Raw genomic sequence first — 26284 nt, 5'->3', positions numbered from 1 at the left:
AAAATATTTTGAGTTCTGAAATTACGCAATTATATGTTTCATCAATGTCTGTCTTTGATTGTTTCGATAAAAAAATCACTAACTTTGAACCTCAATTTGAGAAATAAATGGAGAATTTAGTTCAAGATACTACCGTTCAAAAACCAAAATGGATTCGTGTAAAACTTCCTACAGGAAAGAATTACAGAGAACTAAGAACCTTGGTTGATAAATATAAATTAAATACCATTTGCCAAAGCGGAAGCTGCCCGAATATGGGAGAATGCTGGGGAGAAGGTACGGCAACATTCATGATTTTAGGAAATATCTGTACGAGAAGCTGTGGATTCTGCGGTGTAAAAACAGGTAAACCACTTGATGTAAATTGGGATGAGCCTGAAAAAGTAGCACGTTCCATCAAGTTAATGAAGATCAAGCATGCCGTTCTTACGTCAGTAGACCGTGATGACCTGAAAGATATGGGATCTATTCTTTGGGCAGAAACAGTAAATGCTGTAAGGAGAATTTCTCCGGGAACAACTATGGAAACTTTAATTCCGGACTTCCAGGGAATCACGAAGCATATCGACAGATTGGTAGATGTTGCTCCTGAAGTAATTTCTCACAATATGGAAACGGTAAAACGTTTAACCAGAGAGGTGAGAATCCAGGCAAAATATGAAAGAAGCCTTGAAGTTTTAAGATATTTAAAAGAAGCCGGACAGAGAAGAACAAAAACAGGAGTGATGCTAGGATTGGGAGAAACTAAAGATGAGGTTTTCCAAACAATCGAAGACATCAGAAATGCGAATGTAGACGTTATTACTCTGGGACAATACTTACAACCAACAAAAAAACATCTTCCTGTAAAGAGATTCATTACTCCGGAAGAGTTTGATGAGTTAGGAGATTTTGCAAGAAGTTTAGGTTTCAGACATGTTGAAAGCTCACCTCTTGTAAGAAGTTCTTACCACGCAGAAAAACATATTCATTAATATATACCGCTCAGTAATGGGCGGTTTTTTTATGGGAAATAGAGTGAAGGGTTAAGAAAAATATATCAGAAAGTAGTGTCGTTAGAAGTTGAGAATTTCTAAGGAAAACTTCCATCATTCCCATCCTCTGGAGAGGTGGCAAAGTTCAGAGAATTTTTGACGGGGTGATCGTATAACATATTCATATCAATTTCATTGGCTTAGCCAAAACGAAATCAACAGGATAGTATTATTTATTACATGAAGACTCTCTCGTAATCATACCAATCCGTCCATTGATCTCAATAGGCTTAAAATGCTTTTTCTTGAATTCTGATGGCGTTTCTCCCGTATGCTGCTTAAACAGTTTATTAAAATAAGAAAGACTTTCAAAACCTACCTGAAAACAAACTTCTGTTACAGAAGAATCTTTGAGTAGAAAAATTTTAGCCTGATTGATTCTATAATTATTCACAAAATCTGTAAATGTCATATTGGTTTGTTTTTTAAAATAACGACAGAAAGCAGGAGTGCTTAAGCTGACAATTTGAGCAATTTCATTGACATTTGGTTTCTTATCATGATTTTCGTGAATGTAATCGTAAATGGTTCCCATTCGGATTTTATCGTTCAAAAACCATTTGATTCTTGTATCTTCTTTATTAAGTTCTGCCACTTCTGTAGAGTCAGCCAGAATCTGAAGAATTTCAATTAAACCCACCAGAGATTCAAAAGAATTTTTCTCTTTAATGATCTGTAATTTTTCCACCACAATACTTTTGGTATCTCCGAAGAAAGATAATCCAAGGTAAGAACGGTCTAAAAGATTTTTAATATTTTCAAACTCAGGAACAGGAAGAATAATATCCTGAAGAAAATTTTCCCGCATCTGCAATACCAGCTGTTTACATTCTGTCTGTATTCCGTAATCAAAATTAAGATGGGGCACGTTCGCTCCAATCAATAATAATTCGCTGTCTGCAAATCCTGAAATATTTTTCCCAACGTGACGTATTCCATTTGAAGCCTCTACATAAACCAGTTCTATTTCAGGATGATAATGCCAGAAAAAGCAGTTTTTCAAAGAAGGAGCAAATAACTTGAATGATTTTCCTTTTTCGAACTCAATAATTTCTTTCTGGATTTTCATTTTGTTCTGTTTTGATTGTTTGTGAATTTAAAATTACATAAAAAGGTTAATATGGAGCAAATTTTTATCATTCAAAGAGAAGTGAAATCCAAACTTTCTTTCGAATTTTGCACTTTCAAAAATAAGGATGGGAAACCATTAATAATTTAACAGTTAATTCAGATAAAAGAACATACAATGAAGATTGATAAAAGGATAATACCGCTGGCAATTGGCGGATTGGGAATCGGAACTACGGAATTTACCGTTATGGGGTTGTTGCCGGACATTGCAAAGACATTAGAGATCAGTATTCCGCAGGCAGGACATTTAATTTCAGCATATGCAATGGGGGTAGTGATTGGAGCGCCGCTTCTTATCGGATATTCAGTAAAATATCCTCCTAAAAAAGTGTTGATCGCTTTTATGATCCTGTTTACCATTTTTAACGGGCTTTCTGCAATTGCTCCCAACTATGGGACAATGCTGGTGATCAGATTTATGTCCGGACTTCCTCACGGAGCGTTTTTTGGAGTAGGAACGGTGGTTGCCGCTAAAATGGCAGGAAAAGGAAAAGAAGCATTTTATATATCGATGATGTTTACAGGGCTCACAGTTGCCAACTTGGTGATGGTTCCTCTGGTGACCTATATCGGGCATACATTCCATTGGAGACTATATTTTGCTATTGTGGCTTTAATTGGGATTTTTGCTTTACTATTCTTAAAACTATGGCTTCCTGCGACAGAGGCGAACCAGAATACGCATTTCCTGGAAGAATTGAAATTCCTTAAAAATAAACAATCCTGGCTGGTATTGGCTATCACAGCGATTGGATTTGGGGGGCTTTTTACATGGTTGAGCTATATTACTCCTTTAATGACAGTAATTTCAGGAGTTCAGAGTAGTCAAATGGCATATGTAATGGTGCTTGCCGGAGCCGGAATGGTTGTAGGAAACCTTGCCGGAGGTGTTATTTCAGATAAATTGGGACCTGAGAAAACTTGTGCTTTACTGATCTTTTTGATGATGATTTCTCTGGGAGGAGTATTCTTACTTTCCGAGCATCAGAATATTGCTTTTATATTAACATTTATGTGCGGAGCTCTATCCATGTCTATTGCAGCTCCTATTAATATTATGATGATGAAAGCAGCTCCTAGAAGTGAAATGATGGCTGCAGCTTTTATGCAGGCAGGATTTAATATTGCCAATGCAATGGGGGCTTTCCTGGGAGGAATTCCTTTGGAATATGGATTGCCGTTCAATTATCCATCATTAGTAGGAGTCGGAATGACTTTCATAGGATTTGTGATTAGTGTGAGGTATATATTTTTATACGGATCCGCAACTGCTGAGCAAGAAGAATCTGCTACAGAATGTGTTACCTGTGATAAATAAATTTCATCATAATGTTTATATAAACATAGAGTGAAAACATAAAAAAGCCTGTTTCCAATAGAGAAACAGGCTTTTTGTATTCATAGAATTATACCTCTACTTCATTGCCGTTTTTGCACCAGTATAAGGCATTGTATAAATTTTCTTTTGGGAAAGATTTAAACTCTCCCGGCATCAGAACACTGAAAATATCTGTAAAGTTCTGAACACCTTCTTTGTCTGTAACAATAGCTGCCCGATTCCACTTTGCAAGGTTTTTAATTCCTAAAAGCAGGTCTTCCAGCCATGCTCCTACAGTAAAATTATCCAGATCGGTATCCAAATACAGTAAGTAATTCAGCTCACCAAATTCGTCTACTTTCTCTTTCACACGCGGAATTACAAGTTTTTCAAAATCTTCTTTCGTCACTTCTCCGGTTGCATTAAATGCGGCAACGTTCTCCGGAGCTTCTGGAATAATTGTTATCATAGTAAATATTTTATGGTGGTTGGATTTGAATAAACCAACAATAATTACACCATAAAATCAACATCTATTGTTAAAATTGACACAATTATTGTTATTTTTAATGTAAAATATAAATATGGATCTTAAATCAAATGAACCTTTCTGGCTTTTAAAAAACGGGCTTACAGCTACTTACCCCTCTCTGAAATCAGATGAAAATTGCGATGTTTTAATTATCGGAGGCGGAATTACAGGAAGTCTTATTGCTCATCAGATGATAGAAGATGGCTATGAAACTATTCTTATTGATAAACGTGAGCTTTGTAACGGCAGTACTTCCGCTACAACTTCAATGCTGCAATACGAAATAGATACACCTCTTTATGAACTCATTGAAATGATAGGAGAGAAAGGAGCTGTAGAAAGCTATAAAGCATGTTCAGAGGCTATTGATACGATAGAAAAATTAGCTGGGAAGATTCATTCCAAAGCTGGGTTTAAAAGAAAGAAATCATTGTATTTTGCTTCTAAAAATAAAGATGTTGATGATTTGAAAAAGGAGTATGAGACAAGAAAAAAAGCGGGTTTTGAAGTAAGCTGGCTAAATTCAGATCAGATATTGAAGAAGTTTGGGTTTGAAAATACCTTCGGAGGCATTTTATCAAAACAGGGCGCCAGTATTGATGCTTTCCTTTTTGCTCATGAATTGTTTAAACATAATATCAAGAAAGGATTAAAGATTTTTGATAAGACCGAAATGAAAGAGGTGGAATACCATAAAGGTTTCAATAAGGTTAAAGTAGACAGCGGTTTTCAGATTAAGGCTAAAAAAATAATTTATTGTATTGGCTATGAAAGCAAAAATCTCGTGAAAGAGAACTTTGTTAATTTAAAAAGCACTTATGCTGTTGTTTCCGAAGTGGACAATGATAAGTTTAAAAATATCGGTAGTACATTGGTCTGGAATACGGATGATCCTTATCTCTATATGAGAACTACTGATGATGGCAGATTGCTGATAGGAGGTGGCGACGAAGATTTTTATGATGCCAGTAAAAGAGATTCAATATTGGATAAAAAGGAAAAAGAAATCTTAAAAAGCCTGAAGAAAATAAAACCTGATTATCATTTCTATACAGACTTTGTATGGGCAGGGACTTTCGGTGAAACAAAAGATGGGCTTCCTTACATCGGTGAACATAAGAAGTTTAGAAACTCTTATTTTGTATTGGGGTTCGGAGGAAACGGAATTACTTTCTCAGTTACAGGAATGGAGATGGCTTCTAAGTTTATGAAGAATAAAAAGCACTTGCTGTCAAAGTATTTTAAATTTGGACGGTAATCTGCATATAGATGAGAATAAAAAACCGGTGAGTACATAGAGTCACCGGTTTATCATTTACCTGTTATAATATTGTATCTGCATATCTTTCGGATATTTGATCTCATAAGAAAAACTGATTTTTTCAATTCCTCCGGATCCGATTTTTTTATTCCAGAGAATGCTTCCCGTTTTTTCATCAAAATTTCCATCCCCGATTTCCAGTGCTTTCACTGAAATTTTAGAATTCTCACTGATTGGTAACTGATCAAGAACTTCAAGGTCAACGCTTTCTTTTGTATTGTTTCTTATACTGATCTGGTAAGATTCATTTTCCCATTTGTTAGAATTCATCGCCTTTTGAGAAGTTTTATCTTCAAGCTTAATTCTTTTTATTGTAATTCTTTCATCTACACCAAGAGAGATGGGGAATTCGTCTTTTAAATAATTGCTGGTGATATTGGTCTTACCGATATAATTATCCTCAAAATAAATGTTAGCTTCACCATTGATAAGGTTGAGGTTTTGCCAGTTCTTTACAAATGCCATCAGGAAGACCTGGTTATTAATCTTTGGAACCGTGTGGTATTTATAAGCCGCATCAATCTGTTTTTTATCCAAAATCACATATTGTTCTTTTTCCTGGCTTAAAATGGTCTGATTGTAATTAAGTTCATAGATAACATTCATCTGGCTGTCAGATACCGAAGCTATCGGAACCTGGCTTGGTTTTGCAGCGATCTCCTGTCGCATTTGATAGGCGTTTACCATTGCAGAAGACTTTTTTACTTGATAGTCTGCAACTTCCAACATTGGATTGTGAGCTGTATATTCAGCAATAAAAAGTGGTGAAAGAATCGGTCTGTTTTGATTGTATGACGGTCTGTAGGTAGAGACAAAAAGCTTTACGTTTTTCCAATCTTGTCCGGTTTTTTGGTAGATTTGACCTTTATAAACCATTTCAAGAGGCTTTTTTACAGATTCAGCGCGGAGATCATAAGACGGTATCCATCCCGCATCGTATACAATGTAACTCACTCCCAGATTCAAACTTGTATCGTTATCAGCAAGAATCTCAAGAAGAAGTTCCTTTCTGTTAGTATTTTTATGGGTTTGTTCTTCCGAGGATTGTTTGTTTAGCTTTGTAATATTTTCTTCCAGAATACTTTTTTGCTCATTCAAAACAAATACCTGATTATCAATTTCCAGCATCCTTTTTCTATAAAACTCTGTAAGTTTAATAAGCTGATCCTGAGGTGTTGACTTATCATTAGGAGATACTTTTAAATTATCATTGATAATATGCTGTTCACCCGTAAGATTTTTAATCTGAATGTTCAGAAGGTTTGCCTGTCTTTGAAGCTTTTTCTTTTCATTATCCAGTTTCTTTTCAGAATCGGAGAACTCATCATCCTTTAAGAAATCACTTTGTGGCGTGATAGAAAGAAGAGTTGTATTTTTTTCAAGATTGATTTTATACGTGTTTTCATCCAGATTATTGGGTAGATTTACAATTCTTACTGTGTTTTTTCCTTTTTGAAGACTGATGTTAGTGCTTCCGAATACCTTTGCTCCCTGAAGAAATACAGTGGCTTGCTTTACTTCTATTTCCTTTTTAATTTCCTGCGCCTTTGTGAAGACAGCCGAAATAATGGTGACTATTAAGAGATAGCGTTTCATCGTTTATTATTTTAAATTATGATGTAAAATTACCTGCATTAAAGCCCGGAAATTAGAAAACTTGGTGAAGGAATACTTTCACTTGGTAAATGTTGTATTCTATTTTTTGCCACGGATACACGAATATTTTTGCAATTCCACGTCATCAATAAAATCAACAGAATTACAATAATAATTTTGTCGTTCTAGCAAATCTAGATTTCTTATGGGGTTCAAAATTCTTAAACCCATAGCAACATAGATTTATATCCTAATGTGTAATAATTTATTCGTGCATCCGTGGCAAAAAAAAAGCCGCCAAAAATCTGGCAGCTTCTCTTAAATCTGTTATTGTTAAAGGATCTCGTATCTCGTTTTGATACTGTACTTCAGTTTAATGTTTTCAATATTTCCAAAAGAAAAATCTACAGAAGCATCTGCCATTTCCAGTTGTATATTGTTTGCTCTGCTTTTATAGGCAACAGGCATCACAGTATCGCTGGTATAGTCTTCTATTTCTACAATTTCAAGAGGACTTCCTGTTTTCTTACCCATACTTTCCAACAGATAATCTGCCTTTTCTTTAGCTGCTTTTAGAGCATTGATCTTCACAACTTTTCTGAAATCTGCAATCTTGCTATTCTTTACCTCCGAAACGTTCAGACTGGTTACCCATTTCTGATTCAGATCTTCCATAACTTTGCTGAGGTTTGATTTTGCATTAACTTTAAATTCATAATTCTTGGAAAACTTAGCCGTTTTTGAATAAATATTCTGATACATCGACTTGAATTTAATGTCGTCATTTTTCACTCCGGCATTTTTTAAGAGTTCAAACATTTTCTTTTCATTGTCTGCAAGATCATTTTTATTATCTGCTTTTATTCCGATGCTGAAGATGATTTCATCTGGTTCTACTTCCATTTCTGCAACTCCCGTTACTTCAATTGCATTTTTCTTTACTTCCTGAGCGTTCACAAAACTTCCCAGCGTTAAAATTCCGATTAATAAAAAATGTTTCAATTTCATAATGTTTTTACTTTTAAATTCTGATGTAAAATTAGTCAGATCCAAAACTGAAAACCGGGAGACTTGGTGAAAGGGAAGTTTCACTTGGTGAGAGACAGAAATGCCATGGCATTTTATTCAGCAACGTTAAATATTAATTTGTCCGCTTAGTGTTAACGCCTCTGCGAACGTATAAAATATGATTGTAACAAATTTCCTTTGTAAACGCTGCGTTAAATATAAATAAGCACATCTCATATGAATTAAAAGTATTTCCAAGTAAAATGCTTATCTATTGTAACTTGGTAGAAGAAGGTTTTGACTTGGTAAAGAATACAAATTGATCGATAAAGTTTTACTTACTTTGCAGTAAAGATTTGAAATCCGTGAAATTAGTTTTTAAAATACTTTTTATTTCAATATTTGCTGTGGGAAATACGCTCACTGCACAGGATTCTACAAAGGTTTCCCAGGTACTGAAATCTGCTGCAAAATTGAAAAAAGCAGTAGATAAAAATGATAATAAAGGAGTTGCCGATGCTTATGTTGGGATGGCTAATGATTATTACAGTCAGGGAAATTATGCTAAAAGCGAAGAATATCTGATCAAAGCTAAAAACCTTTATCAGAATCTTAATGATAAGAAAAATCTGGAAATAGTCACCCGAAGATTAGCCCAATCTCAGGAGAGACAAAATAAAATAGCACCAGCTATCAGCAATTACAGCATGGCAGCACAGATGAATTACAGCGAAAAAAGTAAAACTGTCAATTCAAATGATGTGGCAAGGCTCTCTTCTCCTACGCCGGAACTTCGGGCAGAAGCTATTCAGAATAATATCAATATCAGCAAAAAGGAAAATGAACAGGCAAATGTAGCGGAAGGTTACAGCCAATTAGCAGAAATAAATTTACAGCAGAAAGATATTGATAAAGCTGAAGCAAACCTGAATAATGCCTATATTATTTCAAAAAAAGAAGCTCCACAACAGGCGCTGGCAATTAATCAGAAACTAGCCGATCTGTATGTGGAAAATAAAAAGTTTGACAAAGCCATTGAAGCCAAAAAGAAAGTCTTAAAAGAAGATTTTGTCAAAGAAAATTCCCAGGAAAAAGTCAATCAGATTCAGGAGTTGGCGGATATTTATATTAAAAAGAATGATCCGAAAGAAGCTGTAGATCTTTTGAAGAATGCTTACGGAATCGCTCTGGATAAAGGGCATACCCTGGAAGCTCAGAAAAGTGTGAAAAAACTGGATAGTTTGTATGCTATTTCCGGGAATGTAGATGCATCGGTACAGTTGTACAGAGACTTTTTGGGAAAACTTCCGAATTTGGTTTCCAAAGACCGAAGTCTGGTAGATAATAAAATTCTGGAGGACACAGAACAGAGAATTTCTCAGCTGGAAAAAGAAAAAGAATTAAAAGATGAATTGATTCGTAAGAAAAATGTATTTAATTACGGGTTGATTGCTACTTTAATTGTATTGACGGGGTTAATGATATTTATTTTCAGAACCCTGAAAAAAGTTCAGATCAAAAATAAGAAGATCGCCCTTCAATCGCTTCGTCGTGAAATGAATCCACACTTTATTTTTAATAGTCTGAATAGCGTTAATCATTTTATCGCAACAAATAATGAACTGGAAGCGAATCAGTATCTTACAAAATTTTCCAAGCTGATGCGCGGTGTTATGGAAAATTCTACAGATGACTTTATTCCTTTTCAACAGGAGTTGGATCTTTTACAAAATTATCTTGCCCTCGAAAAAACACGTTTTGCCGATAAGTTTGATTATGAAATTGACGTAGATGACAATCTGAATATGCAAAGCCTGCAGATTCCCGGAATGCTGATACAGCCATTTCTTGAAAATGCGATTTGGCACGGACTCCGCTACAGAACAGATAAAGGCTTTTTAAAACTAAGCTTTGAGAAAAATACTCAATATCTTAAAATTATTATTGAAGATAATGGAATAGGAATTGAAGAAAGTAAAAAGCAGAAAACGCAGCACCAGAAAACAAGAGAGGGCAGGGGGATGAAAAACACTTTGGAAAGAATTAAGCTGCTGAACGATCTGTATAAGAAAGATATTACCTGCATTGTTAAAGATAAAGAAAATAACAGTGGTGTTTTGGTTACTATTAAGATTAATCTATAAACCGGAGCATATTTCTTCTTACAAATAGATCACCTGTTAAATTAATATATTCAATATCATATTAAAAAAGACGATGAAAATAAAAGCTGTAATTGTAGACGATGAGCTCATAGCAAGAGAAGTATTGAGAAACTATCTCACAAAATACTGTCCGCAGGTAGAAATTCTTGGGGAAGCAGAGAATATTAAAGAAGCGGTTCCTCTAATTGCTGAAAAACAACCACAATTAGTCTTTCTAGACGTGGAAATGCCTTTCGGGAATGCCTTTGATGTATTGGAAGCAACCAAAGAATTTTCCTACGAAACCATTTTCATTACAGCATTTTCACAATATTCATTACAAGCTTTAAATAAGTCTGCCAGCTATTATATTCTAAAACCAATTGATATTCAGGAGCTGATTCTTGCCGTAAATAAAGTTGCCGAAAGCCTTGAGAAAAAAGAAGAACTTAACAGAAACAAAATTTTACTTGAAAATTTAAAATTAAAACCTGAAAAGCAACAGCTTATCCTTCCAACATTACAAGGATTTGATGTTGTGAAAACAGAAGATATTGTAAGGCTTCAGGCGGATGGAAACTTTACACAGGTTTATCTTACCGATGGCTCTAAGAAAATGGTATGCCGGTTTCTGAAACATTTCGATGATTTGCTGGAAAGCCCTTTTGTACGGGTTCACCGCTCTCATATTATTAATACTTCTTTTGTGAAATCTTATCATAAAAGCGGAACTGTAATGCTTGCTGACGATACTGAAATTGAAGTTTCCGGAAGTTTTAAAGACAATTTTATAAAGGTGTTTTCATAGAATTTATCGTTCCTTAACAGCTCAAAGGCACTATTTTTGACGTTTTCATCACAACCCCGCAAAATTTCTGTTATGAAGACCTTTCACAAAATTATACTTCCCGTCTCATTAGGAGCTCTTGCTCTTATCGCTTTTAATTCTTGCTCAGTAGGAATACCAAAAGGAGCTGTAGCAGTAAAGAATTTTGATGCTAAAAAATATCTCGGACGATGGTATGAAATAGCCCGTTTCGATTACAGGTTTGAGAAAAACATGGATAATGTAACCGCAGAATATTCAGAAAATTCAAATGGATCAATTCAGGTAAGAAATAAAGGGTATGATTACGTAAAAAAAAATTGGAATGAATCTAATGGTGAAGCGAGATTCGTAAAAGATAAAACTGAGGCAAAACTTAAAGTTTCCTTTTTTAAACCCATTTGGGCAGGTTATAATGTGATTGATATTGATGAAGAATATAAGTATGCCTTAGTTGCAGGAAGCAGTTTGAAATACCTTTGGATCTTATCCCGAACCACCACTATTCCTGAAAGTATCAAACAGCGTTTTCTCGAAAAAGCAAAGAAAATCGGATATAATACCGATGAACTGATTTGGGTAAAACATAATCAGTAAACAAAGAGCAAAATTGTAAAAAGTAAATCAGATGATTGAATCACTTACAATTTTGCTCTTTGTCATTTAACTGTTAATATATTCTTTCCATTCCTCGAAACGGTAATCAATGACCTGTTTCATCAGATCATAATTTTCGTAAGTATCTTCAATGTGGTAGAAAGTTTCATATTCATAATCATTTTCCTCCGCCTTAGAATCGAATAGATTTACAAAATCATCCGCAAAAGAACTGTATCGGTTTCCAAAGTCTGTATCATCTGCATAATAATCCTTTGCAAAGCTGTTTCCAAGATCATTAAGGTCATATTCAGAAAACTTTCCGTCACAGGAATCCATAATAAACTCTGCACCGGTAATTTCTCTTCTTTTTACCTTTTCAATTTCTTCAGCGCCATCTTCTTTTAATTCGTCGGAGATCAGATTGTTATTGATACACCAGTTCAGAAACATTCCTGTATGTGTAGCTCCGTTTTTCTGAGGAAGACCTTCCGGAAAATCACCGCCGTAATGCCATGAAGCATCATCATATTTTGACATAATATTCAGTATCGTTTTAAATAATTTTGTCAAAAATAGAAAAAATCAATTTATATTGCCGCAGCCAGAGATTTTTCCGTCATTTGTATGAAATTTTTTTCAAGAATTTGATATATGGATAAAGCAGTTCTGATCACTATCGGTGATGAAATCCTTTCTGGAAATACGATAGATACCAATTCTAATTTTATTGCTTCCGAACTGAAGAATATCGGGATAAAAGTTGTACAGATCTTTACAATTTCAGATGAAATAGAAACGATTAAAAATACACTAAGCGCAGCTTTCGAGATGGGAGATCTGGTGATCACCACAGGCGGATTAGGTCCCACCAGAGATGATAAAACAAAAAAAGCACTTGCCGAGTTTTTCAATGATGAAATTGCTTTGGATGAGGTTACTTTCAATCACCTTAAAGGATATATGGAAAGACGTGGGCGTGCAGATATTTTAGAAAGAAATAGAGAACAGGCTTTTGTCCCTACAAAATCTGTTGTTTTTCAGAATCATTTCGGGACGGCTCCTTGTATGATGATGGAGCTGGATGGAAAATTATCCTACAGTCTTCCCGGAGTTCCTTATGAAGTAAAGCCATTGATTAAAGATCAGATTATTCCTTATTTACAGGGAAGATTTAACCTTCATTATATTCACAGCAGAATTGTTTCTGTGGTGGGAATTCCTGAGAGTATTCTTGCAGACACCATTGAAGATTGGGAATTTGCCTTACCTGAAAATATTTCATTGTCTTACCTTCCGGTGGGGACACGCGTAAAACTGAGATTAACCGCGTCAGGAGATCACGAAGACAGCTTGAAACAACAAACAGAAGACGAAATTCAAAAACTGCTTCCTTTAATCAAAGATAACGTGATTGCAGTTTCCGAAGACAAAATAGAAAATATTCTTGCCGAAATACTGACGGATAGAAAATTAACGATTTCAACGGCAGAAAGTTGTACTGGCGGAGAGCTTGCAAAGATGATCACTTCTGTTTCCGGCAGCTCAAAATACTTTCTTGGAGGCGTCGTTGCTTATGCTACAGAGAAAAAAGTTAAAATTTTAAATGTTTCTCAAGGAACTGTAGATCAGTTTACTGTAGTGAGCGAGCAGGTAGCTCAGGAAATGGCTAAAGGATGTCAGAATTTATTTGAAACCAATATTTCTCTTTCTACTACAGGAGTTGCAGGACCGGGAAAAGGAGAAGATGGTAAAGAAGTAGGAACCGTTTTTTATACTATCAGAATCAATGATCAGGAAGTGACCTCAAAATTGTACATGCCACATCTGGAAAGACTTGATTTTATGAATTTCGTTTCTCAAAAGGTAATTCAGGATCTTGTGGGACTTCTTGTTAACCAGTAATATAAGTTTTGATTTTTTAATTTTTTTTTAATTTAAATTATAGAGTTTTTCATACTTTTTGGAATGGATTCCATAAAGTTCATTAACGTGGAAAACTCTAAACAAATCTTTCAGACCAATAGCAAAAAACGCTGGAAAAGCGTACAGTGGGGAAGTCGTGTTTTCATCTTTATCATGGCGATCCTTCTGTTGGCTTTGGGACTGATGATGATACTGGATAAAAATCCGAAAATCCCTTTTAAAGAAGATTATAAAGCAATCATTACAGCCAATAAACCCTATCTTCAGGAGAATAAAATATCTAAAGAATATCAAGGTTTCAGAAGCTTTATTTCTGAAAAATCCATTCATACGAATCTTGCTAAAGTGGAAAAGGCAAGAGCAGAAAGATATAAAAATCAAAACCGGAATTGGGCTCAGTTTCCCGGTGGAATTCGTTCTGCTTTTTATGTAGCTTGGGATCCTCAATCTCTGATGTCTCTGAAGCGAAATATCAGACACGTAAACCTGGTTTTTCCGGAATGGTTTTTCATTGATCCGAAAACAGGAGATCTCAAAACCAATGTAGATCCTGAAGGCTATAAAATCATCAAGAGAACCGGAGTGGCAGCCATGCCTATTCTGAGTAATAATTCTAATCAGGAATTCCGTTCTGAAGGACTGACAAAAGTATTGAATGATCCTCAGAAAAGAACAGTACTGATCCAAAAAATTACCCAGCAATGTAAAAAATATCATTTCAAAGGAATTAATATTGACTTTGAGGATATGAACCTGAACTCTGATGAAAATCTAATTGCTTTTATGAAAGAGCTTTCAGAGACTTTCAAACAGAATCAATTATTGGTTACCATGGATATTATGACAGATAATGATGATTATAATATTCCAAGATTAGATCCCTATGTAGATTACTTTGTGCTGATGGCTTATGATGAATACTCAGCGGGTAGTGATGCCGGACCGGTTTCTTCACAAAAATGGATAGAGGCTCAAACAGGTAAAATCATTAAACAAACATCACCACAAAAAGTTATTTTGGGACTAGGTGCTTACGGATATGACTGGAGCTCCAATAAAGATGACAATACTTCTGTGACTTATATGCAGGCAATTACAAAAGCAAGTGCGAGTAAAGCCGTTATCGATTTCAATGACAATACTTTTAACTTAAACTATTCTTACACAGATTCCAATAAGAATAGCCATACTGTATTTTTCAATGATGCCGCATCTATTTTTAATACTATGAGGTTTTCATCTGAATATCCTTTAGCAGGAACGGCACTTTGGAGATTAGGAAGTGAAGACAGCCGAATCTGGAATTTTTATGATAAAGATCTTACGTTTGCAGGGCTTTCCAAACTGAACCTGAAAACATTGGAAAATGTAAAAGGACAAACGATGGTAGATTATATCGGAGACGGCGAAGTACTGGATGTGCTAAATACTCCTCATGATGGTAAAATAGCTGTGGAAATTGATCCTAAAGAGAAAATTATAACAGATGAAAACTATATCACCTACCCAAGTTCTTATGAAGTGAAAAAATATGGAAGCGCCCCTCAAAAAGAATTGGTATTGACATTTGATGACGGTCCTGATGAAACGTATACCCCGCAGGTTCTTGATATACTTTCAAAATATCACGTTCCGGCAGCCTTCTTTCTGGTAGGATTGAATGCAGAAAAGAATCTTCCGCTTGTTAAAAGAATCTATCGCGAAGGGCATGAAATAGGAAATCACACCTTTACCCATGAAAATGTAGCGAAAGTGAGCCCCGAAAGAGCCCTTCTTGAAATGAAATTAACAAGACTTCTCATAGAGTGTATCACCGGACACAGTACGATTCTGTTCAGAGCACCTTATAATGCGGATTCCGAACCTACTACTTCTGAGGAAATTATTCCTGTAGCGTTGGCAAGACAGCAAAATTATCTGGACATCGGAGAAAATATTGATCCGGAAGATTGGCAGCCGGGAATAAAAGCGGATGAGATTGTAAAACGTGTGTTAGCAGGAATCAAGAAGCAGAGAGGAAATATTATATTGCTGCACGACGCAGGAGGAGATACAAGAGAAGAAACGGTAAAAGCATTGAAAATTTTGATTCCAACCCTTCAGAAAGAAGGATATCATTTTACAAATCTTACCAATATTCTTCATAAAAGTAGAAATGAGCTGATGCCTGAGGTTCCTAAAACAAGATCCTATTATATCATGCAGCTGAATTTGGTATTGGCAACAGCCATTTATGGATTGAGTCACTTTTTGGTGGCGTTGTTTACCATATTTATTGTTTTGGGATTGATAAGACTAATGTTAATGGCGTATTGGGCATTTAAAGAAAGAAAAAAAGAGAAAAAATTAGGTGGATTTCCGGTTTTGGAGTCTTATCCTAAAGTTTCCATCATTGTTCCGGCTTATAATGAAGAAGTGAATATTGTGTCTTCGTTACAAAACCTATTAAAGCAGACCTATCCGAATTTCAATATCATCATGGTAGATGACGGAAGTAAAGATTCAACCTTTGAGAAGGCTAAAGCTGCATTTCTGAATCACGAAAAACTGAAAATATTCACTAAAACAAATGGCGGAAAAGCAACGGCACTGAATTTTGGAATTGCACAAACCGATGCCGAATATGTAGTCTGTATAGATGCTGATACCAAATTACAACAGGATGCTGTGAAATACCTTATCGCAAGATTCCTGAATTCAGGTCCGGAAGAGAAGATAGCAGCCGTTGCCGGAAATGTAAAAGTAGGAAATACAGTGAACTGGCTGACCAAATGGCAGGCAATTGAATATACAACAAGTCAGAATTTTGACAGATTAGCCTATGCGAATATCAATGCGATTACTGTAATTCCCGGAGCAATCGGAGCGTTCAAAAGATCAGTAGTTCTTGAAGCAGGCGGTTATTCCTCCGATACACTGGCTGAAGATTGTGATATTACGGTGAAAATTTTAAAAGCCGGATATACAGTGGCAAATGAAAACAGAGCCATAGCAGTTACAGAAGCCCCGGAAAGTGTGAAGCAGTTTTTAAAACAACGTTTCCGCTGGACTTATGGAATTATGCAGATGTTCTGGAAACAAAAGCAGACCTTCCTTAATCCTAAATATAAAGGATTAGGACTTTGGGCAATGCCGAATATCTTACTGTTTCAGTATATCATTCCGTTTTTCTCACCATTGGCAGACCTGATTATGTTCTTTGGAATTTTATCAGGAAACGGAAGCAAAATATTCGGATACTATCTGATCTTTCTTTTGGTAGATGCTTCTTTAGCATTGATCGCATTTATTATGCAAAGAGAAAAGCTGACGAATCTTTTCTATATAATTCCGCAAAGATTCGGATACAGATGGCTGATGTATATTGTATTATTTAAAAGCTTAAGAAAGGCACTGAAAGGCGAAATGCAATCGTGGGGATTCCTGAAACGTACAGGAAACGTAAAAGAGATTGTAACTTCTTAATATTTATTTAAATTTGTTTCACTTAAAAAGTAACAAATAAGAAATAAATCATACATATTGTATAAATTGTTATCATAATGAAAAAATTAACGCTTTCTTTGTTCTTAATAGCAGGGATCTGCTCTCAAAATACGATGAGTGCACAAGCTAAAACTGCGAAAGTAGCAGCAGTAAACAATACAGATAAAGGCTTAGACCTTAGCTTAATGGACACTTCGGTGCGTCCACAGGATGATTTTTATAACTATGTGAGTGGAACTTGGATGAAAACGGCTAAAATCCCTTCTGACAAACCGACTTGGGGAAGTTTCAACAAACTGGGTGAGGATACGGATAACAATTCCATGACCATCTTAAATTCTCTTTTAAAAGATAAATTCGCAGACGGAAGTGAAGGTAAAAAGATCCAGGATCTATACGCTTCTTATATGAATATGCAGAAGAGAAATGCAGACGGAATTAAGCCTATTCAGGAAAATCTGAATAAAATTGATGCCATTAAAAATATGGCTGATCTTCAGAATTATCTGATCTCTGTAACAAAGGAAGGTGAAAATGTTTTCTACGGATGGGGAGTATATGCAGACCTGAAGAATTCTAACATGAATGCTGTTTATTTAGGGGAAGCTTCTCTTGGTTTAGGAAGAGATTATTACCAAAAAGTAAACGAAAAAAATACAGAAGCTATTGCTGAATATCAGAAATATGTAGCTTCAATGTTAACAGAATTAGGCTATAAAAATGCTGATGCAGCGGCAAAAGGTATTGTTGAATACGAAAAAAGCATTGCAAAAACATATTTGACAAACGAACAAAGCCGTGATAATACCCTTCAGTATAACCCTCAGACAATGGCTGAGCTTTCAGCGTTGGTAAAAGGTGCTGATATTCCTGCTTACCTTAAGAAAGTAGGTGTAAATACTGATAAAATTATCATCGGAGAACTAGGATATTATAAAAACTTCGATAAATTGGTAAATGCTCAGAATCTTCCTGTAATTAAGGATTATCTGAAATTCCATATGATCAACGGAAGTGCTTCTTACCTAAGTGAGAAATTAGGAGATATGAAGTTTAACTTCTTCGGTAAATATCTGAGAGGTCAACAGGAGCAAAGAGCTCTTAATAAGAGAGGTTTTGAATTAATCAACAGAAACTTAGGAGAAGCATTCGGTAAATTATATGTTGAGAAATATTTCCCTGCTGAAGCAAAAGCTCAGATGGTTGAATTGATCGATTACTTAAAGAAAAGTTTCGCTGTTCACATTAACAACCTGGCGTGGATGTCTTCTACAACAAAGGAAAAAGCAATGCAGAAATTAAATAAATTCACTGTAAAAGTTGCTTATCCGGACAAATGGAAAGACTATTCAAAATTAGAAATCATTCCTGAAGCTAAAGGAGGTACTTTGTATCAAAACCTTCAGAATATTGGAGAATGGCAATATAATAAAGACTTAGCTAAAATTGGAAAACCGGTTGATAAAACAGAATGGGGAATGACTCCACAAACTGTAAATGCTTATTACAACCCGGTATACAACGAAATCGTATTCCCTGCAGCAATCCTTCAGCCACCTTTCTTCAATCCTAAAGCTGATGCAGCTGTAAACTTCGGAGGTATCGGTGCAGTTATCGGTCACGAAATGAGCCACGGATTTGATGATTCAGGAGCTCAGTTTGATGCAGAGGGTAACCTTGTAGACTGGTGGACACCGGAAGATAAGGCTAACTTCGAAAAAGCTACAAAAGCTCTTGCTGCTCAGTATGACAAATATGAGCCGGTAAAAGGAACATTTGTAAACGGAACTTTCACAAACGGTGAAAACATCGCTGACCTAGGAGGAGTGAACATCGCTTATGATGCGCTTCAAATGTATCTTAAAGACAAAGGAAACCCAGGAAAGATCAGTGGATTTACTCAGGATCAGAGATTCTTCTTAAGCTGGGCAACAGTTTGGAGAACTTTATCAAGTGAGAAGTATATGATCAACCAGGTGAAGACAGACCCGCACTCTCCGGGATATTTCAGAAGTTTTGGTCCGCTTATCAACGTTGATGCATTCTACAAAGCATTCGATGTGAAAAAAGGAGACAAATTATACAAAGCTCCAGAGGATAGAATTAAAATCTGGTAATACATACAAACCGTTCAGCAATGAACGGTTTTTGTTTTTTTTGGGAATAGCTGAGGTAACCATTACAAGCATTATATAATGTGATGTTTATACGTATTGACTGTATTGAATAATTATATCCAATACATATTATTAAAGTTCGTATATTTGATAAGTTTGTGTAAAATCAAAAATTATCTTCAATGAAAAAGCTAAATATTGGAATACTTGCCTTTTCGGGTATTGTATTATTAAATTCATGTGGTGCAGCAAAAACTGCAGGGACAGAGACAAAAACAGAGGCTAAAGCAACCGTTGCTACGCCGGTGAAAGAAGAAGTGAAGGAAGAGGGTATTAATCTATCTTATATGGATACAAATGTCCGTCCGCAGGATGACTTTTTTAGCTATGTGAACGGAAATTGGGTGAAAACTACTCAAATCCCTTCAGATAAAGCAAATTGGGGTTCGTTCAATGCATTGAGGGAAAATGTAGATGATGCTTCATTAGATATATTAAACAAAATCCTTACAGAAACATATCCGGCAGGTTCAGAAGGACAAAAGATCCAAAGTCTTTATGCCTCTTTTATGGATACTGCTAAAAGAAATGCTGACGGATTAGCTCCTATTAAAGGAGACTTGGCAAAAATAGATGCCATTAAAACCCTGAACGATCTTCAGAAATACCTTTTAGAAGCTACAAAACTAGGTGATAACTCTTTCTACGGATGGAGAACCGGTGCAGACATGAAGAACTCTAAAATGAATGCAGTCTATCTTGGAGGTCCGGATCTTGGATTAGGAAGAGATTACTATCAGAAAGTAAACGAAGCTAACACTAAAACATTAGGACAATATCAATCTTATATCGGAAAATTATTCGGAGTTTTAGGATATAAAAATTCTACCCAGGCAGCTCAGAATGTAGTGGATTTTGAAAAGCAGCTGGCAAATTATCTTTTGACATTAGAACAGAACAGAGATGCCAATTTAAGATATAATCCTAAAAACGTTTCCGAACTGTCAGGTCTGGTGAAAAACGTTGACCTTGCCAAATACCTTAAAGATGCAGGCGTAAATACAGACAGAGTAATCATCGGTGAACTGAAGTACTACCAGAATATGGATCAGTTTATCACACAGAAAAACCTGCCTTTATTAAAAGACTACCTGAAATATCATTTAATTAACGGTAACGCAAGCAACCTTGATGAAAATCTTGAGCAGATCAGATTTGATTTCTATGCTAAAGAATTACAGGGACAAAAAGAGCAGCGCCCGATGAACAAAAGAGGTTTAACACTTGTAAATGGTGTTCTAGGAGAAGCATTCGGGAAATTATATGTAGATAAATACTTTACTCCTGAAGCCAAACAGCAGATGGAAACCTATATTGATTATCTTTTAAAATCATTCAAATCTCATATTGCCAATATAGACTGGATGTCTCCTGATACAAAAGTAAAAGCTCAGGAAAAACTATCCAAGTTTACCGTAAAGATTGCTTACCCAGACAAATGGAAAGACTATACCCAACTAAAGGTAGAATCTCCAAAACAAGGTGGAACCCTATATTCCAACCTGCAAAATGTAGCAGCTTGGCAATATCAGAGAAATTTAGATAAAGTAGGTAAACCGGTAGATAAAACAGAATGGGGAATGTCTCCGCAAACAGTAAATGCTTACTATAGCGGATCAAACAACGAAATCGTATTCCCTGCCGCAATCCTTCAGCCTCCTTTCTATAATCCTTCAGCTGATGCAGCAGTAAACTTCGGTGGAATCGGAGCAGTGATCGGTCACGAAATTTCTCACGGTTTTGATGATAGTGGATCACGTTTTGACGGTGATGGAAACCTGAATAACTGGTGGACGGAAGCTGACCGTAAAAACTTTGATGCAAAAGTAGGACAGCTAGCCGCTCAATACAGCGCTTACGAACCGGTAAAAGGAAGCTTTGTGAATGGTAAATTTACAAGTGGAGAAAATATCGGAGACTTAGGTGGAGTAGCCGTTGCATACGATGCCCTTCAGATGTATCTTAAAGATAAAGGAAACCCTGGAAAAATCAGTGGATTTACTCAGGATCAGAGATTCTTTATGAGCTGGGCTACCGTTTGGAGAACAAAAGCGACCAACGAATATATGATCAATCAGGTGAAAACAGATCCGCATTCTCCGGGGATGTTCAGAGCTTTCGGTCCTTTGGTAAACCAGGATTCATTCATTAAAGCATTTGATATCAAGCCGGGAGACAAAATGTATAAAGCTCCTGAGGACAGAATAAAAATTTGGTAAGACTACCAAAAAATTGTTAGAAAAGAAAGAATCCGTCTCATTCAATATGAAACGGATTCTCTTTTTAATAAGCTTTTTTGTAATTCCGGATCACAAACTTTATCCCGGTTTCTAAAATATCTCCCATCGTTTTGCAATACTTGAAATTCACATCATAGGTGAGTTTCTGTAAAGCTGTTTTAAGCTCTGTAACATTGGCTTCAGGAGCAATATCTTCCTTTTTCATAATAGAAATAAGCTCATCGAATCTGCTTTTACTGCTGGTCACCCTTTTTACGATTTGAGAACGCACTTCCTTGCGATATTGTTCTATAGAATTAGGTTTCAGTTTTTCCAGCACCATATTCACCATAGTATTATTTTCTTTGAAATACTGGGGAAGATATACTTTCAGATTACCCTCATAGCTTTGCTGGTCAAAATCAATGGGGCGGATTCTGTAAATAACCTGATCAAAATCGTGTATAGGAATAATGACATAATTATAAGAACGCATATCACCGAGCAGCCCAATAAGACAACGCTCATTGAATTTTACAAATTCCTTGGAAATCTGTGCCTTTTCCAGTTCCGTACAGTTGGATAGATGTTTCTGAATAAATACATCTCCGGGAATTCCCAAGATATGTTCCTCGATCAAAGTGTTTTTGTAAATCAGAAAATTAATCCGGTTGGGAGAAAGTAAATCTTCGAGCTCAAGCCCGTATATGCGGGAAGCATCTGCCTGCTTAATGTAAAAATTAGTATAATTGTCGTTAAGAATATTTCTCACCCGAATTCGAAAAGGCTTAGAATTTCCGAAAGTACAGAAATCTATCGTATCCACTTTCAGATAAGGTAAAGTAGCCTCATCTCCGTCGGAGTGAAGAAGCGTATAAATTTTATTTAAATTAGCCTCTATTTCTCTAAATTCATATTCAGGATACATTACCCCCAGCCATAAAGTATCTTTGCCCTCTTTGTCCAGAATATTCACACTATCACTGAATCTTAGCAGATCCTCATAAAGAAACTGAATCTTAGTCGTTCTGTTATGTTTTTCCAGATATTGTTGCAAAGCCTCCGAAACAGGGAATATGGGTTTTCTGAACGCAATTTTTACATCTTTCATTATTCTGTTTACTTTATTTAAATATAAAGAATATTTTCTCTTCGTCCTGATTCGATTCTTATTTTAACACTTGGTTGAAGTTTTTTGTAACTGAAAATTCATCAGGATTTTATTTTATCTTTTATAGTTTATTTTTATTTATTTTTTCATAGCTTAGTGATATTGTAAATGCATGATTTTATGTTAAATAAGTAGAGCCTAATTTAAATAATTCAATAAAAATCTTGACAAAATTTTGTATGTTACAGTTTTTTTTTAAATTTAAACTTTGGATTAGTAATGTAACCGATTAGTTTGTAAATTACTCAAAGACAGATCCAAATCAAAATATTAAATCTCAAAATAATAATAATATGGCAATGTTTAATTATGGTGTTGGCGGAAACGAGGTAAAAGTAGACGCTAATGAAGCTATTCAGGAAATACAGGAAAATAAATCACTGATAGTAAGCCAGCTTACAACAGAAGAATCTTATACTCCTGAAATTGTAACAGGATTAAAAACTGTGGAAGACGTTTTCAAACATTTTCAACCTTCTGTGTCGGTACAGCATGAAGCAGAAGACGGAGGAATGGTAGAAGAAGAATTCCGTTTTCAAAATCTTGGAGACTTTACTCCTAAAAACCTTACTCAAAAATCAGATTATCTGCAGCAATTGAGCATGGAGCAGGAGCAGTACAACAAAATTGTACGTCAGCTGAAAACTAATAAAATTCTTCGTAATATGCTGGAGAACGATCAGACAAGAGCTGCGTTCATTGAAGTATTGAAAGAAGTAGCACAAGAACTTGAAAAATAATTAAAGACTTACATTAAATCATGGATAGCAAATTACAGGCGCAGGAAAGCCAGCAGCAGGGACAACAGCAACAGCACTCCGGGCAACCAAAAGGGAATCCGCTTGCTGAGCTTAATAAAATGGGAGGTTTTGGCTTTGTTGAATCCGTTGTAGACGGTATCGCCAATATGAACCCAACGAGAAAAGCAAGGAAAGAAATTTTCCTTAACGATAGCAATAAAGCAGACGAAAGAAAAGAACTTCTTCAAAAAATCAACCTTTGGGTGAGCCTTTTGGAAGGAAGCGAATCTGCAGATAAAATGGCTGAAACGTGCAAAAGTAAAGCACAACAGGCTGATCAGAATTTAAAGAAAAACCTAAAAAATACACTTGACGCAGTTCGTCTGTTAGAAACTAACTATAGAACTGTAGCTCAATTCTACAAGAATACAGAATTGGATAAAGTGGATAACGTAAGTATTGTTAATGCAAGCCTGGATCAGGTATCAGACTTAGACAATCCTTTATTCATTGATGCTATTTCTGAAGAATTCAAAAATTACTACGACCGTTTAGACCTTAGAGATAACTATTCAATCCTTGCTATCCCAGGATATTTAGGATCAAATAAAGTTATTGAAAAATGGGCGAAAATCTGTAACGAAAACAAAGTAATGATGGTTACAGACTTTGCCAACCTTGATAAACCGGATGATGTGGTAGACTTATTCCACTCTGCCAATCTTACAGGAGGTGAACTTCACAGAAGTAATGTTATTATGACATGTAACTGGCTTGTAGGACGTGGAAAAGCAGAAGAAGTAGGTGAAGAAGAAAACGTAGAACTTCCACCTTCCACTTCATTAGCAGGAAAAATCCATAAAACTTTAATGTCTCAGGTTGCAGCCGGTAAAAAACACGGTAATATCAATGAAGTAGACGCTGTAAAATTCGAATTGAAGAAAAGTGAAATTTCTCAATTAGAAAAAATGGGTCTTGTTCCAATGGTAAATGAATACGGAAAAATTATGGCTTTTTCTGCAAAGACATTATTTACAGGAGACAATATCGGTCTTCAAACATATTCCGTAGTTCGTGTATTCGACTATGTAACTAAAGTATTACTTGACTTCCTGAACAGAAGAGCTTTCGAAAACTGGAATGCTAAAAACGAAGACGATTTAAGAAGACAAATTGTAACGTTCCTGGATAATATCAAAGGACCGGACAAATTGATTGAAAAATTCAAAATCGTTCGTTTCGAGCAGGATAGAGTAAACAAAGACAGAGTATGGCTTGATATCCGTATGACACCTTATTTCCCTACAAAAAGTTTCGTTATCAAACTTGACGGACACAAAGGAGATGACGGTAACGAATGGGATGCAGAATACGCTCAGGAATAAAATACCTTATTTTAAAATAACAAAAACCGATGCAATTTTACATCGGTTTTTTTCTACCAATATCTATGAAACTTAATACGAATAAAAAGCTTATCATTGGCTTACCAGCTTTATTAATGGTTCTTTTGGTAAGTTGTGAAAAAAAATACCAAAGCCCGGCACAATACGAAGAAGACCTTTTTGCAGACGAACGCCAGGAAGGAAAAGCCTATATCATGAATGAAGAAGAATGCTTTGATGCCAGTGAACTGGTTATTGCAAGTTCAGAAGTGAAATTAGCTGACAGTTCCAAGCGTGGGAAACCATTTTTTATCTATAGAGTAAGATCTGGAAGAGTATTGAAAAGCATAAGAGATTCTGTTATAGATTATCCAATTGAATTTTTGTCAACATACAAACTGAAATTAAATAATAATAATGATTCCATGTATGTTTACATGAAAGCTTTACAAGGCTACAAATTTATTGCAAAAGACAGAGACCTTAGATATCAATGGTTGAGAGGAGGATCAGTATATTCTGTGAAAAAAAAGTAAAATAAACCTATCTTTGCAGTCTCAAAATAACACTCGGAGCAAGAATATGATCTTTCCTGGGGTAAATAGATTGGTTTTTGGAAAAAAATAGTTCAGCCTTAGATTTTCAGCATGTAGGAAACAGGCTTTTGGAGTGGTATAAAAATAACGCGAGAGATCTGCCTTTCAGACAGACAAAAGATCCTTATAAAATCTGGATTTGTGAAATTGTATTTCAGCAGACAAGGATTAATCAGGGATTGAATCATTACAATAATTTTATAGCAAGATTTCCGGATGTAAAAACTTTGGCAGAAGCCGAAGAAAATGAAGTCTTATTATATTGGAAAGGACTGGGGTATTATTCAAGAGCAATCAATATTCATAAGGCGGCACAGCAGATCATGAATGATTATCATGGTATTTTTCCTGATCAATATGAAGAAATTCTAAAATTAAAAGGAGTAGGAAAATATACAGCCGCAGCAGTCTCCAGTATTTGCTTCAATGGAAAAATGCCGGCTGTTGACGGAAATTTCTATCGTGTTCTGAGCCGTTTCTTTGCCGATGATTTTGATATCTCAAATTCAAGAGCATTTACTTATTTCTCAGAACTGGCAGCTTTAGTGATGCCTGAAAATGTAGGAAACTTCAATCAGGCAATGATGGATATCGGTTCCGAAATCTGTAAACCTAAAAATCCTTTGTGCGGAGAATGCCCGATCAGTGAAGAATGTCTTGCATTTTCATTAAATAAAACTTCAGAATTTCCTGTAAAAACAAAAAAAGTAAAGGCGGAAGACCTTGCTTTGACCTATTATTTTGTTCATCGAAACGGGCAGTTTTTGATCAGACAGAGAAAAGATGACTTTATCTGGAAGAAGTTATTTGAGTTTCCGGAAGCTATTCCTACAGAAATGGAAGAATTTATTACCAGCTCAAAAACAGTTGCTCATAAATTGACACACAAGAACTTAAGTATTGAAATATTGAACGTAAATGTAACTTCTGAAAAAATATGGAATGCCTTTATTTCTGAAAATGAATACCTGATCACAGACGTTCAGGGTTCTCATGAAAAATCCTTTCCGAAGCCTTTAGAAAATTACATTCAAAACTCATTGAAAGACTGAAATTTGTCTTCCGAAATCTAAAATC

20 protein-coding genes are annotated in these 26284 nt (G+C 35.6%); 14 read left to right on the top strand and 6 right to left on the bottom strand.

Features of this window, described 5'->3' with window-relative positions:
• Window positions 1–107 precede the first annotated feature (107 nt).
• Window positions 108–974, top strand: coding sequence for a lipoyl synthase (gene lipA, locus AC5YGG_RS04875; RefSeq protein ID WP_066698565.1), 867 nt, complete (start codon window positions 108–110; stop codon window positions 972–974).
• A 229-nt stretch (window positions 975–1203) separates the two neighbouring features.
• Here the strand turns inward: lipA and AC5YGG_RS04870 are convergent, their stop codons facing one another.
• Window positions 1204–2103, bottom strand: coding sequence for an AraC family transcriptional regulator (locus tag AC5YGG_RS04870; protein WP_496143336.1), 900 nt, complete (start codon window positions 2101–2103; stop codon window positions 1204–1206).
• Between the two features lie 177 nt (window positions 2104–2280).
• Here AC5YGG_RS04870 and AC5YGG_RS04865 point away from each other — a divergent pair, with 177 nt between their 5' ends.
• On the top strand, window positions 2281–3483 hold the full coding sequence (locus AC5YGG_RS04865) for an MFS transporter (protein ID WP_496143335.1): 1203 nt from the start codon (window positions 2281–2283) through the stop codon (window positions 3481–3483).
• 88 nt (window positions 3484–3571) lie between these two features.
• Here the strand turns inward: AC5YGG_RS04865 and AC5YGG_RS04860 are convergent, their stop codons facing one another.
• On the bottom strand, window positions 3572–3952 hold the full coding sequence (locus AC5YGG_RS04860) for a SpoIIAA family protein (protein ID WP_496143334.1): 381 nt from the start codon (window positions 3950–3952) through the stop codon (window positions 3572–3574).
• 115 nt (window positions 3953–4067) lie between these two features.
• Here AC5YGG_RS04860 and AC5YGG_RS04855 point away from each other — a divergent pair, with 115 nt between their 5' ends.
• The gene (locus AC5YGG_RS04855; protein ID WP_496143333.1) at window positions 4068–5273 is read left to right on the top strand and encodes an NAD(P)/FAD-dependent oxidoreductase; all 1206 of its coding nucleotides are present in this window, start codon (window positions 4068–4070) and stop codon (window positions 5271–5273) included.
• A 57-nt stretch (window positions 5274–5330) separates the two neighbouring features.
• Here the strand turns inward: AC5YGG_RS04855 and AC5YGG_RS04850 are convergent, their stop codons facing one another.
• Window positions 5331–6932 carry a DUF4139 domain-containing protein gene (locus AC5YGG_RS04850; protein WP_496143332.1) on the bottom strand — a complete coding sequence of 534 codons (1602 nt, stop codon included), beginning with the start codon at window positions 6930–6932 and terminating at the stop codon, window positions 5331–5333.
• Between the two features lie 333 nt (window positions 6933–7265).
• Complete coding sequence (locus AC5YGG_RS04845) at window positions 7266–7940, bottom strand: SIMPL domain-containing protein (protein ID WP_496143331.1); 675 nt, start codon at window positions 7938–7940, stop codon at window positions 7266–7268.
• Between the two features lie 407 nt (window positions 7941–8347).
• Here AC5YGG_RS04845 and AC5YGG_RS04840 point away from each other — a divergent pair, with 407 nt between their 5' ends.
• The 3 genes from AC5YGG_RS04840 (at window position 8348) to AC5YGG_RS04830 (ending at window position 11507) form a co-directional block, all read left to right on the top strand.
• A complete protein-coding gene (locus AC5YGG_RS04840) occupies window positions 8348–10084 on the top strand; it encodes a tetratricopeptide repeat-containing sensor histidine kinase (RefSeq protein ID WP_496143330.1) in 1737 nt (578 codons plus the stop codon).
• 73 nt (window positions 10085–10157) lie between these two features.
• The gene (locus AC5YGG_RS04835) at window positions 10158–10892 is read left to right on the top strand and encodes a LytR/AlgR family response regulator transcription factor (RefSeq protein WP_496143329.1); all 735 of its coding nucleotides are present in this window, start codon (window positions 10158–10160) and stop codon (window positions 10890–10892) included.
• 72 nt (window positions 10893–10964) lie between these two features.
• Complete coding sequence (locus AC5YGG_RS04830; RefSeq protein WP_496143328.1) at window positions 10965–11507, top strand: lipocalin family protein; 543 nt, start codon at window positions 10965–10967, stop codon at window positions 11505–11507.
• A gap of 66 nt (window positions 11508–11573) precedes the next feature.
• Here the strand turns inward: AC5YGG_RS04830 and AC5YGG_RS04825 are convergent, their stop codons facing one another.
• Complete coding sequence (locus AC5YGG_RS04825) at window positions 11574–12047, bottom strand: DUF7832 domain-containing protein (protein WP_496143327.1); 474 nt, start codon at window positions 12045–12047, stop codon at window positions 11574–11576.
• A gap of 114 nt (window positions 12048–12161) precedes the next feature.
• On the opposite strand from AC5YGG_RS04825, the gene AC5YGG_RS04820 reads away from it, so the two are divergent.
• From AC5YGG_RS04820 to AC5YGG_RS04805, 4 genes are all read left to right on the top strand, one after another.
• On the top strand, window positions 12162–13412 hold the full coding sequence (locus AC5YGG_RS04820) for a CinA family nicotinamide mononucleotide deamidase-related protein (protein WP_496143326.1): 1251 nt from the start codon (window positions 12162–12164) through the stop codon (window positions 13410–13412).
• 63 nt (window positions 13413–13475) lie between these two features.
• Window positions 13476–16898 carry a trifunctional glycoside hydrolase family 18/polysaccharide deacetylase/glycosyltransferase family 2 protein gene (locus AC5YGG_RS04815; protein ID WP_496143324.1) on the top strand — a complete coding sequence of 1141 codons (3423 nt, stop codon included), beginning with the start codon at window positions 13476–13478 and terminating at the stop codon, window positions 16896–16898.
• 77 nt (window positions 16899–16975) lie between these two features.
• The gene (locus tag AC5YGG_RS04810) at window positions 16976–19036 is read left to right on the top strand and encodes a M13 family metallopeptidase (protein ID WP_496143323.1); all 2061 of its coding nucleotides are present in this window, start codon (window positions 16976–16978) and stop codon (window positions 19034–19036) included.
• A 182-nt stretch (window positions 19037–19218) separates the two neighbouring features.
• Window positions 19219–21315, top strand: coding sequence for a M13 family metallopeptidase (locus AC5YGG_RS04805; protein WP_496143322.1), 2097 nt, complete (start codon window positions 19219–19221; stop codon window positions 21313–21315).
• Window positions 21316–21379: 64 nt separating this feature from the next.
• Here AC5YGG_RS04805 and AC5YGG_RS04800 read toward each other — a convergent pair whose 3' ends face one another.
• Complete coding sequence (locus tag AC5YGG_RS04800) at window positions 21380–22426, bottom strand: hypothetical protein (protein ID WP_496143321.1); 1047 nt, start codon at window positions 22424–22426, stop codon at window positions 21380–21382.
• A gap of 353 nt (window positions 22427–22779) precedes the next feature.
• Here AC5YGG_RS04800 and AC5YGG_RS04795 point away from each other — a divergent pair, with 353 nt between their 5' ends.
• From AC5YGG_RS04795 to mutY, 4 genes are all read left to right on the top strand, one after another.
• The gene (locus AC5YGG_RS04795) at window positions 22780–23226 is read left to right on the top strand and encodes a type VI secretion system contractile sheath small subunit (RefSeq protein WP_076552701.1); all 447 of its coding nucleotides are present in this window, start codon (window positions 22780–22782) and stop codon (window positions 23224–23226) included.
• Between the two features lie 20 nt (window positions 23227–23246).
• Window positions 23247–24611, top strand: coding sequence for a DUF5458 family protein (locus AC5YGG_RS04790; RefSeq protein ID WP_496143320.1), 1365 nt, complete (start codon window positions 23247–23249; stop codon window positions 24609–24611).
• A gap of 65 nt (window positions 24612–24676) precedes the next feature.
• A complete protein-coding gene (locus AC5YGG_RS04785; protein WP_496143319.1) occupies window positions 24677–25147 on the top strand; it encodes a hypothetical protein in 471 nt (156 codons plus the stop codon).
• A 77-nt stretch (window positions 25148–25224) separates the two neighbouring features.
• Entirely contained in the window at window positions 25225–26259 is a 1035-nt protein-coding gene (mutY, locus tag AC5YGG_RS04780) for an A/G-specific adenine glycosylase (RefSeq protein WP_496143318.1), read from the top strand.
• Window positions 26260–26284 lie beyond the last annotated feature (25 nt).

The sequence above is a fragment of the Chryseobacterium sp. CS2K3 genome, from assembly GCF_059515185.1.
This window is presented reverse-complemented; position numbering and strand designations above follow the sequence as displayed.

Bases quoted from the DNA above. Each gene is read 5' to 3' on its own strand.
- lipA (WP_066698565.1), top strand. From the start codon at position 108: ATGGAGAATTTAGTTCAAGATACTACCGTTCAAAAACCAAAATGGATT.
- AC5YGG_RS04870 (WP_496143336.1), bottom strand. From the start codon at position 2,103: ATGAAAATCCAGAAAGAAATTATTGAGTTCGAAAAAGGAAAATCATTC.
- AC5YGG_RS04865 (WP_496143335.1), top strand. From the start codon at position 2,281: ATGAAGATTGATAAAAGGATAATACCGCTGGCAATTGGCGGATTGGGA.
- AC5YGG_RS04860 (WP_496143334.1), bottom strand. From the start codon at position 3,952: ATGATAACAATTATTCCAGAAGCTCCGGAGAACGTTGCCGCATTTAAT.
- AC5YGG_RS04855 (WP_496143333.1), top strand. From the start codon at position 4,068: ATGGATCTTAAATCAAATGAACCTTTCTGGCTTTTAAAAAACGGGCTT.
- AC5YGG_RS04850 (WP_496143332.1), bottom strand. From the start codon at position 6,932: ATGAAACGCTATCTCTTAATAGTCACCATTATTTCGGCTGTCTTCACA.
- AC5YGG_RS04845 (WP_496143331.1), bottom strand. From the start codon at position 7,940: ATGAAATTGAAACATTTTTTATTAATCGGAATTTTAACGCTGGGAAGT.
- AC5YGG_RS04835 (WP_496143329.1), top strand. From the start codon at position 10,158: ATGAAAATAAAAGCTGTAATTGTAGACGATGAGCTCATAGCAAGAGAA.
- AC5YGG_RS04830 (WP_496143328.1), top strand. From the start codon at position 10,965: ATGAAGACCTTTCACAAAATTATACTTCCCGTCTCATTAGGAGCTCTT.
- AC5YGG_RS04825 (WP_496143327.1), bottom strand. From the start codon at position 12,047: ATGTCAAAATATGATGATGCTTCATGGCATTACGGCGGTGATTTTCCG.
- AC5YGG_RS04820 (WP_496143326.1), top strand. From the start codon at position 12,162: ATGGATAAAGCAGTTCTGATCACTATCGGTGATGAAATCCTTTCTGGA.
- AC5YGG_RS04815 (WP_496143324.1), top strand. From the start codon at position 13,476: ATGGATTCCATAAAGTTCATTAACGTGGAAAACTCTAAACAAATCTTT.
- AC5YGG_RS04810 (WP_496143323.1), top strand. From the start codon at position 16,976: ATGAAAAAATTAACGCTTTCTTTGTTCTTAATAGCAGGGATCTGCTCT.
- AC5YGG_RS04805 (WP_496143322.1), top strand. From the start codon at position 19,219: ATGAAAAAGCTAAATATTGGAATACTTGCCTTTTCGGGTATTGTATTA.
- AC5YGG_RS04800 (WP_496143321.1), bottom strand. From the start codon at position 22,426: ATGAAAGATGTAAAAATTGCGTTCAGAAAACCCATATTCCCTGTTTCG.
- AC5YGG_RS04795 (WP_076552701.1), top strand. From the start codon at position 22,780: ATGGCAATGTTTAATTATGGTGTTGGCGGAAACGAGGTAAAAGTAGAC.
- AC5YGG_RS04790 (WP_496143320.1), top strand. From the start codon at position 23,247: ATGGATAGCAAATTACAGGCGCAGGAAAGCCAGCAGCAGGGACAACAG.
- AC5YGG_RS04785 (WP_496143319.1), top strand. From the start codon at position 24,677: ATGAAACTTAATACGAATAAAAAGCTTATCATTGGCTTACCAGCTTTA.